Annotated in this window: 8 protein-coding genes; 5 read left to right on the forward strand and 3 right to left on the reverse strand. The window is 52.7% G+C overall.

Features of this window, described 5'->3' with window-relative positions:
* Positions 1-24 precede the first annotated feature (24 nt).
* The 5 genes from ynfF to clcB all read left to right on the forward strand — a co-directional run bounded on the left by ynfF (position 25) and on the right by clcB (position 6014).
* The gene (gene ynfF, locus NNO02_RS21645; RefSeq protein ID WP_271455704.1) at positions 25-2463 is read left to right on the forward strand and encodes a selenate/tellurate reductase subunit YnfF; all 2439 of its coding nucleotides are present in this window, start codon (positions 25-27) and stop codon (positions 2461-2463) included.
* Between the two features lie 10 nt (positions 2464-2473).
* The gene (locus NNO02_RS21650; protein ID WP_048211714.1) at positions 2474-3091 is read left to right on the forward strand and encodes a DMSO/selenate family reductase complex B subunit; all 618 of its coding nucleotides are present in this window, start codon (positions 2474-2476) and stop codon (positions 3089-3091) included.
* Position 3092: 1 nt separating this feature from the next.
* A complete protein-coding gene (locus NNO02_RS21655; protein WP_271455705.1) occupies positions 3093-3947 on the forward strand; it encodes a dimethyl sulfoxide reductase anchor subunit family protein in 855 nt (284 codons plus the stop codon).
* 42 nt (positions 3948-3989) lie between these two features.
* Positions 3990-4604 (forward strand): Tat proofreading chaperone DmsD, encoded by a 615-nt coding sequence (gene dmsD / locus NNO02_RS21660; RefSeq protein WP_271440539.1) that lies wholly within the window; start codon positions 3990-3992, stop codon positions 4602-4604.
* A gap of 120 nt (positions 4605-4724) precedes the next feature.
* Complete coding sequence (gene clcB, locus NNO02_RS21665; protein WP_271455706.1) at positions 4725-6014, forward strand: voltage-gated ClC-type chloride channel ClcB; 1290 nt, start codon at positions 4725-4727, stop codon at positions 6012-6014.
* Here clcB and bioD read toward each other — a convergent pair.
* The 3 genes from bioD to NNO02_RS21680 all read right to left on the reverse strand — a co-directional run bounded on the left by bioD (position 5970) and on the right by NNO02_RS21680 (position 9038).
* Entirely contained in the window at positions 5970-6665 is a 696-nt protein-coding gene (bioD, locus tag NNO02_RS21670) for a dethiobiotin synthase (RefSeq protein ID WP_271455707.1), read from the reverse strand. The genes clcB and bioD overlap by 45 nt on opposite strands.
* A 124-nt stretch (positions 6666-6789) precedes the next feature.
* Positions 6790-8010, reverse strand: a complete 1221-nt coding sequence (gene mlc / locus NNO02_RS21675) for a sugar metabolism global transcriptional regulator Mlc (RefSeq protein WP_137381231.1) — start codon at positions 8008-8010, stop codon at positions 6790-6792.
* Between the two features lie 128 nt (positions 8011-8138).
* Positions 8139-9038 (reverse strand): LysR family transcriptional regulator, encoded by a 900-nt coding sequence (locus NNO02_RS21680; protein ID WP_137381232.1) that lies wholly within the window; start codon positions 9036-9038, stop codon positions 8139-8141.
* Between the last annotated feature and the right edge of the window lie 30 nt (positions 9039-9068).

Here is a 9068-nt window from a genome sequence, read left to right on the forward strand (position 1 = left end):
ACAATATATATAACGACAATTACAATGGAGTGGGTTATGTCTGAAGATGAGCAATATGGAGGTATTAGCCGCAGGACGTTAGTCAAATCCTCGGCTATAGGTTCACTGGCACTTGCTGCCGGAGGCCTGACACTACCCTTTGGTATTCGTGCCGCTGCTGCTGCCGTACAGCAATCCGTGCAACCTGTTGAAGATAAAGCTGTCTGGAGTTCCTGTACGGTAAACTGCGGCAGCCGTTGCCTATTACGTCTGCATGTGAAAGATGATGCAGTCTACTGGGTTGAATCTGACACGACCGGCGATGATACCTACGGTAACCACCAGGTTCGCGCCTGCTTGCGCGGTCGTTCGATTCGCCGTCGAATGAACCACCCTGACCGCCTCAAATACCCGATGAAACGCGTTGGTAAACGCGGTGAAGGTAAATTTGAGCGTATCAGTTGGGATGAAGCGCTGGATACCGTTGCCGGAAATCTGAAGCGTATTTTGCATGATTACGGTAATGAAGCCGTTCACGTTCTTTACGGTACCGGTGTGGATGGGGGTAATATCACGAACTCCAACGTCCCCTACCGTTTGATGAATTCCTGTGGCGGCTATTTAAGTCGTTATGGGAGTTACAGCACAGCACAAATCAGCGCCGCCATGGGATATATGTTCGGTGCTAACGACGGTAACAGCCCCGACGATATCGCCAACACCAAGCTGGTTGTGATGTTTGGTAATAACCCAGCCGAAACGCGTATGAGCGGCGGTGGCGTAACCTGGTATGTCGAGCAGGCACGTGAGCGGTCAAATGCCAGAATGATCGTTATCGATCCACGCTACAACGACACCGCCGCAGGTCGTGAAGATGAATGGCTGCCTATTCGCCCAGGGACGGATGCTGCACTGGCCGCCGCAATCGCCTGGGTGCTGATCACAGAAGATCTGATTGATAAACCTTTCCTTGATAAATACTGCGTCGGCTACGATGAAACCACTCTCCCCGCCAGCGCACCGCGTAATGCGCACTACAAGGCCTATATATTAGGTGACGGCCCGGACGGAATTGCCAAAACACCGCAATGGGCATCTCAGATTACCAGCATCCCTGCAGACAAAATCATCCAGTTAGCGCGTGAAATCGGTTCGGCAAAACCGGCTTACATCTGTCAGGGCTGGGGACCACAACGCCATTCCAACGGTGAACAGACAGCCCGAGCAATCACCATGCTCTCTGTTTTGACAGGAAACGTAGGAATTAACGGCGGTAACTCCGGTATGCGTGAAGGGACCTGGGATTTGGGTGTTGAATGGTTCTCCATGTTGGAGAACCCGGTCAAAACACAGATATCGGTGTTCACCTGGACAGATGCTATCGATCATGGCGCAGAAATGACAGCCACCCGCGACGGTGTACGCGGTAAAGATAAACTGGATGTGCCTATCAAGTTTATCTGGTGCTATGCCAGTAATACGCTCATCAACCAGCATGGCAATATTGCTCATACTCATGACGTTTTACAGGATGACAGTAAGTGCGAAATGATTGTCGGCATTGATCACTTTATGACCGCATCGGCGAAGTACTGTGACATCCTGCTGCCGGATCTGATGCCTACTGAACAGGAAGACCTCATTTCACATGAGTCCGCCGGAAATATGGGCTATGTGATCCTTGGACAGCCCGCCACCTCACCTAAATTTGAACGAAAACCCATCTACTGGATGTTGAGTGAAGTCGCTAAACGCCTGGGTCCGGACGTCTATCAAAAATTCACGGAAGGCCGCACCCAACACGAGTGGGTGAAATATCTGCATGCCAAAACCAAAGAACGTAACCCGGAAATGCCGGATTACGAAGAGATGAAAACAACCGGTATTTTCAAGAAAAAATGCCCGGAAGAACACTATGTCGCCTTCCGTTCATTCCGCGAAGATCCTGCGGCAAACCCGTTGAAAACGCCCTCAGGGAAAATTGAGATTTACTCTGAAAGGCTGGCCACCATTGCCGAGACATGGGAACTCAAGCAAGACGAGATTGTGCATCCGCTACCGGCTTATGCGCCCGGCTTTGACGGCTGGGATGACCCCAAACGCAAAACGTATCCGCTACAGCTCACCGGATTCCACTATAAGGCGCGAACTCACTCAAGCTACGGCAACATTGATGTTTTACAACAGGCATGCCCGCAGGAAATCTGGATTAACCCCGTCGATGCCCGTTCACGTGGCATTCATCACGGCGATACGGTACGGGTGTTTAACAGCAATGGTCAGATGCTGATCGCCGCGAAAGTCACACCGCGTATTTTGCCCGGCGTGACAGCCATCGGCCAAGGCGCATGGCTCAATGCTGATATGTTTGGTGACCAGATCGATCACGGTGGTTCAATCAACATTCTCACGTCACATCGTCCTTCTCCGTTAGCGAAGGGGAATCCATCCCACAGTAATCTCGTTCAGGTTGAAAAGGCGTAAGGTGTAACCCATGACGACTCAATACGGATTTTTTATCGACTCCGCCCGTTGCACCGGTTGTAAAACTTGCGAACTGGCCTGCAAGGACTTCAAAAACTTAACGCCGGACGTCAGTTTCCGCCGTATTTACGAATACGCCGGCGGTGACTGGCAGGAAGATAACGGTGTCTGGCACCAGAACGTTTTCGCCTACTACCTCTCCATTGCGTGTAATCACTGTGAAGACCCGGCCTGTACCAAGGTGTGTCCAAGCGGCGCGATGCACAAACGTGAAGATGGTTTTGTGGTCGTGGATGAAGACGTATGCATTGGCTGCCGCTATTGCCACATGGCCTGCCCGTATGGCGCACCGCAATACAATGCCGCCAAAGGGCACATGACCAAGTGCGATGGCTGTCATGAACGCGTTGCTGAGGGTAAGAAACCCATCTGTGTCGAATCCTGCCCGCTGCGTGCGCTGGACTTCGGCCCGATAGAGGAACTGCGTAAAAAACACGGCACCCTGGCCGCGGTTGCGCCATTACCTGGCGCGCACTTTACCAAACCGAGCATCGTCATCAAACCAAATGCCAATAGCCGCCCGACCGGGGATACCACGGGTTATCTGGCTAATCCGAAGGAGGTCTAAAATGGGAAGTGGATGGCATGAATGGCCGCTGGTACTGTTCACGGTTCTGGGCCAATGCGTGGCAGGCGCGCTAATCGTCAGTGGTCTGGGTTGGTTTACCGTCAAAGACGATGTTGTAAGACAGCGCATTGTTCGCAGTATGTTTTTTCTTTGGTTGGTAATGGGCATCGCATTCCTGGCCTCGGTTATGCATTTGGGGTCTCCGCTACGCGCATTTAACTCGCTGAACAGAATCGGTGAGTCAGCGCTAAGTAATGAAATTGCCAGCGGCTCGCTGTTTTTTGCCGTCGGTGGTTTATGGTGGCTGGTCGCTTTTCTCGGTAAAATGCCTGCTGCATTAGGTAAAATATGGCTGCTGGTAAGCATGTTGCTGGGCGTGGTGTTTGTCTGGGCGATGACCAACGTTTACCAGATAGATACCGTACCGACCTGGTATAATGGTTACACTACGGTGGCCTTTTTCATGACCCTGCTTCTGAGCGGGCCACTCTTTGCTACCCTGCTACTGCGTGCTGTTGGTGTTTCTTTTAATGCCAACGTGTTCGCGGGGATCAGTGTGCTGGCGTTGCTGGTGAGTGCGGGTGTGATTGTCCTGCAGGGACTTTCCCTCGGCACAATCCACAGTTCAGTGCAATTCGCCAACGCGCTGGTACCTGACTACGGCAGCTTACAGGTGTGGCGCATCCTTTTGCTGGCCGCAGGTCTTGGGTGCTGGATATGCCCGCTTATCCGCCGTAAAGACCCGCATGCCACTGGGCTGGCGTTAGGTTTAATTTTAGTCCTGGCCGGTGAAATCATTGGTCGTGGTTTGTTTTATGGTTTGCATATGACAGTCGGAATGGCTGTTGCAGGTTAACTCTCGGGTGCGGGGCAACCCGCACTGTTCAGGATTGTTTGCATGACCCATTTTTCACAATGTGACAACTTTTCAACCGCTGCGCGCGTTCTGGGCGCGTTGTTCTACTATGCACCAGATAGCGCAGAAGCATCTGCGATGGTCAGTGCGTTAAAAGCGGATGGCTGGCAAGCACAGTGGCCGCTGCCGGAAGCTACGCTGTCGCCACTGGCTGCACAGATGCAGACAGATAGCGATGAAACGCTCCCGCAAGCCTGGCAACGTTTGTTTATCGGCCCCTACGCATTGCCATCCCCGCCCTGGGGTTCGGTCTGGCTGGATCGCGAAAACGTGTTGTTTGGTGAATCCACTCTGGCGTTACGTCAATGGATGCGCGACAACGGCATTCAGTTTGCGCTGCAACAGAATGAGCCAGAAGATCACTTTGGTTCGTTGTTACTGCTGACAGCCTGGCTTGCCGAAAATGGCCGCCACACCGAATGTGAGCAATTGCTGGCCTGGCATTTACTGCCGTGGTCGGCTCGCTTCCTCGACGTTTTTATCGAGAAGGCGGACCATCCGTTCTACCAGGCGTTGGGTAAACTGGCTCGCCTGACACTGGCACAATGGCAGTCGCAGTTGTTAGTGCCGGTGGCAGATAAACCATTGTTCCGTTAATTTCGCCCATAGGCAGGATATTTCCTGCCCATTTCCCGCTGAGTTTCGCACGCTGAGCTTTTGCTTCTGCGGCTAATTACCCGCAAAATAGACCGTCTGAATTTTCCTGTCTGGCAACCCATGCATCGTTTACATGCTTATCCTGACCTGCGTACCCTGTTTCGGCGTCTACTGATCGCCGCGCTGATTGGTATCCTTGCAGCCCTGGCCGTTGCAGGATTTCGTCATGCGATGCAATTGCTTGAGTGGCTGTTCCTGAGTAACGATACGGGAAGCCTGGTCAACGCCGCGACAAATCTGCCGCCGTTCAGACGCATGCTGACACCTGCGCTCGGTGGTCTGGCGGCAGGACTCTTGCTTTGGGGCTGGCAAAAATGTAATCGTTTACGCCCACAGGCCCCTACAGATTATATGGAAGCCCTGCAGACTGACGGACAGTTCGACGTCAGCGCAAGTCTGGTGAAATCACTGGCCTCTTTGGTGGTGGTGGCAAGCGGCAGCGCCATTGGTCGTGAAGGGGCAATGATTTTATTGGCCGCACTGGCGGCTTCGTGCTTCGCACAACGCTTCACACCGCGTTCAGAATGGAAATTATGGATTGCCTGCGGGGCGGCTGCGGGTATGGCTGGCGCGTATCACGCGCCGTTGGCGGGTAGCTTATTTATTGCCGAAGTGCTGTTTGGCACGTTGATCCTCGCCTCATTAGGGCCGGTGGTTGTCTCCGCCGTCGTCGCATTGTTAACCACCAATGCGCTTAGCGACAGCAACGCGCTGCTGTATACCGTTCATCTGACTCGGGAACTGCATGTGCTGGAATATGTGATGATTATCAGCACTGGACTGTTAGCCGGTCTCTGCGGACCTCTTTTTATGTGGCTTATGACCACCAGTCACAACAGCTTTTTGCGCTTAAAGCTCGCACCACCAGGCCAGTTAGCCCTGGGCGGGCTGATCGTTGGCCTGTTGTCGTTATTTACTCCTGCGGTCTGGGGCAACGGCTACAGCGTAGTACAATCGTATTTACTCTCCCCCCCTTTGCTCACCGTCATCAGCGGAATTTTCATCTGCAAGTTACTGGCCGTACTCGCCAGTAGCGGGTCAGGGGCACCCGGCGGCGTGTTTACACCCACGCTGTTCGTCGGTTTGTCAGTCGGTATGTTGCTGGGACGGGTATGGGGATTCTGGCTTCCGGGTACGGATGAAATTGCGGTACTGTTGGGCTTAACAGGAATGGCTACACTGCTGGCTGCGACTACCCATGCCCCCATTATGTCGACATTGATGGTCTGTGAAATGACCGGGGAGTATCGACTGCTCCCCGGCCTGTTGATTGCATGCGTCGTGGCGTCAGTGCTGTCGCGAACGTTACGCCATGACTCTATCTACAGACAACACGCTGCCGAGCATTGACAGACGAATGTACTGAGAAAGCTCGCGCTGCTCTGCACGTGGCAAATAAGGCAATTCACCTATCAACGGTGCCGGCAATTTTTTGCTTAGCACGTCGATGATTTCGGCATAATGCGCCAATCCTGGGTTAATACGGTTCGCTACCCAGCCAATCAACGGCAGCCCATCACTGGCAATCGCCTGTGCGGTAAGAATGGCATGGTTAATACAGCCTTCCTGAATACCCACCACCATCAGAACCGGGAGTTGCTCCTGTACCACCCACTCCGATAACGGACGCAGATCGTTCATCAGACTACGCCAGCCACCTGTGCCTTCAACAACAACGTGATCAACCTTCTCGCTCAGGCTTGCCAGTCCATTGGATAACAGGGTGTAGTTAACAGGACCGCTATGCGCCACGCTGCTTTCGTCTTCGCTCAGCGCGATAGGGTTAACCGCCTCGTACGGCAGTTCGATGGATGACACGCTTTGCAGTACCAGCGCATCTTTATTGCGCATACCTTCCGGTGTCTCTTTGCTGCCTTTGGCGACGGGTTTGTAACCCGCCACACGTTTACCCCCTGACGCTAACGCTTGTAGTAATGCGCGGGAAACCACGGTCTTCCCAACAGAAGTGTCTGTACCTGTAATAAAGAAACGCTTCAGCATCACTAACTCCACCGTATGCTATGAAAATATAAGTCAGGAAAATAAAACAGTGGAGAAAGTCTAAGGTATGACGGCCAGAACCAGCTTGAGATAGCGCAATTTTTCGTACAACAGTTAAAAAATGTTAACCCTGTAATAGACGAATCAACAAAGAACCGTTATACATCGCGTCCTTAACGAGGGCAGCCCCCGCCATCGTTCCCTGATTAGAGAATTGCGTACTTTCGACAACAATGTGCTGGCTGTAGGCCGGAAGCGCCTGTTGACGAATGCTGTCAGCAATGGTCGGGAACAAAATGTCAGCGGCTTTACTGAGTGGAGATCCTATCAATATCTTTTGCGGGTTGAACAAATTCACCATGATAGCCAGGATACGACCGACATGGGTTCCAACGCCGCTAATAATATCTTTCGCCAATAAATCGCCCTGCATGGCCGCCTGACACAGTGCGTCTACCGTCAACGGTTGCCCGTGCAGAGAGGAGCTCATTGACTGCTTCAGTCGCACCTGCGCCAGCTCCAGCACGCTGTCGACGCTGGCGATCGTTTCCAGACACCCATGGTTACCGCAGTAGCAACGTTTGCCGTAAGGGTCCACCTGCGTATGACCTATTTCGACCAGGCTACTGCTGCCTGCATGCAGTAAATGACCATCAGTGATCACCCCTGCACCCACATTGTGATCGATGACCACCTGAATAACATCACGCGCCCCGCGTGATGCACCAAACAGCGCTTCTGCCATGGTCCAGGCGCTGATATCGTGCTGAATGTACACCGGCACGCCAGTATGCCGCTCCAGCGTTTCGCCCAGCGGCATCTCTTTGACGTCATCATAGAACGGCATACGATGTACAATACCGTTCTCTGTATCAATAATGCCGGGTAAGGTAATCGCAATAGAGGTCAAGCGCTCGAGTTTTTGCTGGTGACGGATAAAAAACTGATCAACTTGCGCAACAACCCGTTCCAGTAACGGTGTCTCGCTGACCAGCGCCATTTCAAGACAATCCTCGACCACCAGTTTGCTGCTCAGATCGCGCAGCGCCAGGAAAATCTCGCCACGACTAATACGAATAGAAAGGTAATGCCAGGCTTCTGTTTCAACCACCAGCCCTACAGCCGGACGTCCACGGTTACCGGCTTCTTTTATTTCCAGCTCCTGCACCAAATGCGCTTCCAGCATTTCTCGGACAATTTTGGTAATACTGGCAGGGGCCAATTGTGCCAGGCGAGAGAGATCAATACGCGATACCGGTCCCAGCTGATCAATCAGACGATAAACCGCGCCCGCATTGGTCTGCTTAATTTGATCGATATGCCCAGGCTGACTATCAGCAACCACCACTTACTCCCTTTATTTTCGCGCTCCGAAATAATCTGCGGGCTATGGTGAAGCACTTCAATGGTTTCCGTCAACTTTTTACTTAGCCTTGTGATTTACTGCACATTTTCGACCATTTTTAAACTAAATTAACCGCGCTGCACCGCGGCTAAAAGCTGCTGGCGAAAACGTTGCGCTGCGTGGCTTTGTTCATGATGCTTCGGCCACACCAACCACATTTCGGAGACCGCATCGTCTTCCGCAATGGGGATCCAACACATTTCATACAATTGCACCCGTTTAAAAGAGGCTGGCAAAATGGAAACCCCCAACCCTGCGGCCACCAGTCCAATGATAGTCATCGCCTCACCGACCTCCTGGGTGATGGTTGGTTTCAGATCGTAACGGCGCATCAGGCCGAGAATATCGTCATACAACCCCGTTCCAACATGCGGATCAAAAAAGACAAACGGCTCGTTTGCCAACTCCGCCAGCGTCACCACCGGCTTTTGCGCCAGAGGATGTGCGCGTGGGATCATCGCCATCAGCGGTTCATGCAAAATGACCTCCCGCGCCAATGTGTCCGGAAGTTGCGTATTGCGCAAGAGCCCCAAATCCAGTGCACCCTCGTTGAGCGGGGCAATTTGCTCGCGCGTATTCATTTCACGGGTTTGCATATGCACTGCTGGATAGCATTGGCGAAAAAGAGACAACGTATCGGACACTGCCTTAATAAACGGGGCTGATGACGTAAAACCGATGCGCAGTTCCCCCGACTCTCCCAGGTGTAATCGTTCGGCACGGGCGGCAGCCTCATTTACCAGCCCCAGGATCTGCCGACTGTCCGCCAGAAACTGTTTTCCGGCAGCAGTAAGCGCCACGCTGCGGTTAGTCCGCGCCAGTAGCCGTGCACCCACCTGCTGTTCGAGGATCTGGATCTGCTGACTCAACGGCGGTTGCGAAATATTCAGGCGTGCCGCTGCACGACCAAAATGCAGCTCTTCCGCCACTGCCACAAAGTAACGTAGGTGACGCAGTTCAATATTCATATTTTTAAGATATTATTTGAGATTATTAAG

Origin of the sequence: Citrobacter sp. Awk 2 (assembly GCF_028069815.1) — a bacterium.
Lineage (GTDB): Bacteria > Pseudomonadota > Gammaproteobacteria > Enterobacterales > Enterobacteriaceae > Citrobacter.

Excerpts from the sequence above, each read along its gene's own strand:
- ynfF (WP_271455704.1), top strand. The coding sequence starts at position 25 with ATGGAGTGGGTTATGTCTGAAGATGAGCAATATGGAGGTATTAGCCGC.
- NNO02_RS21650 (WP_048211714.1), top strand. The coding sequence starts at position 2,474 with ATGACGACTCAATACGGATTTTTTATCGACTCCGCCCGTTGCACCGGT.
- NNO02_RS21655 (WP_271455705.1), top strand. The coding sequence starts at position 3,093 with ATGGGAAGTGGATGGCATGAATGGCCGCTGGTACTGTTCACGGTTCTG.
- dmsD (WP_271440539.1), top strand. The coding sequence starts at position 3,990 with ATGACCCATTTTTCACAATGTGACAACTTTTCAACCGCTGCGCGCGTT.
- clcB (WP_271455706.1), top strand. The coding sequence starts at position 4,725 with ATGCATCGTTTACATGCTTATCCTGACCTGCGTACCCTGTTTCGGCGT.
- bioD (WP_271455707.1), bottom strand. The coding sequence starts at position 6,665 with ATGCTGAAGCGTTTCTTTATTACAGGTACAGACACTTCTGTTGGGAAG.
- NNO02_RS21680 (WP_137381232.1), bottom strand. The coding sequence starts at position 9,038 with ATGAATATTGAACTGCGTCACCTACGTTACTTTGTGGCAGTGGCGGAA.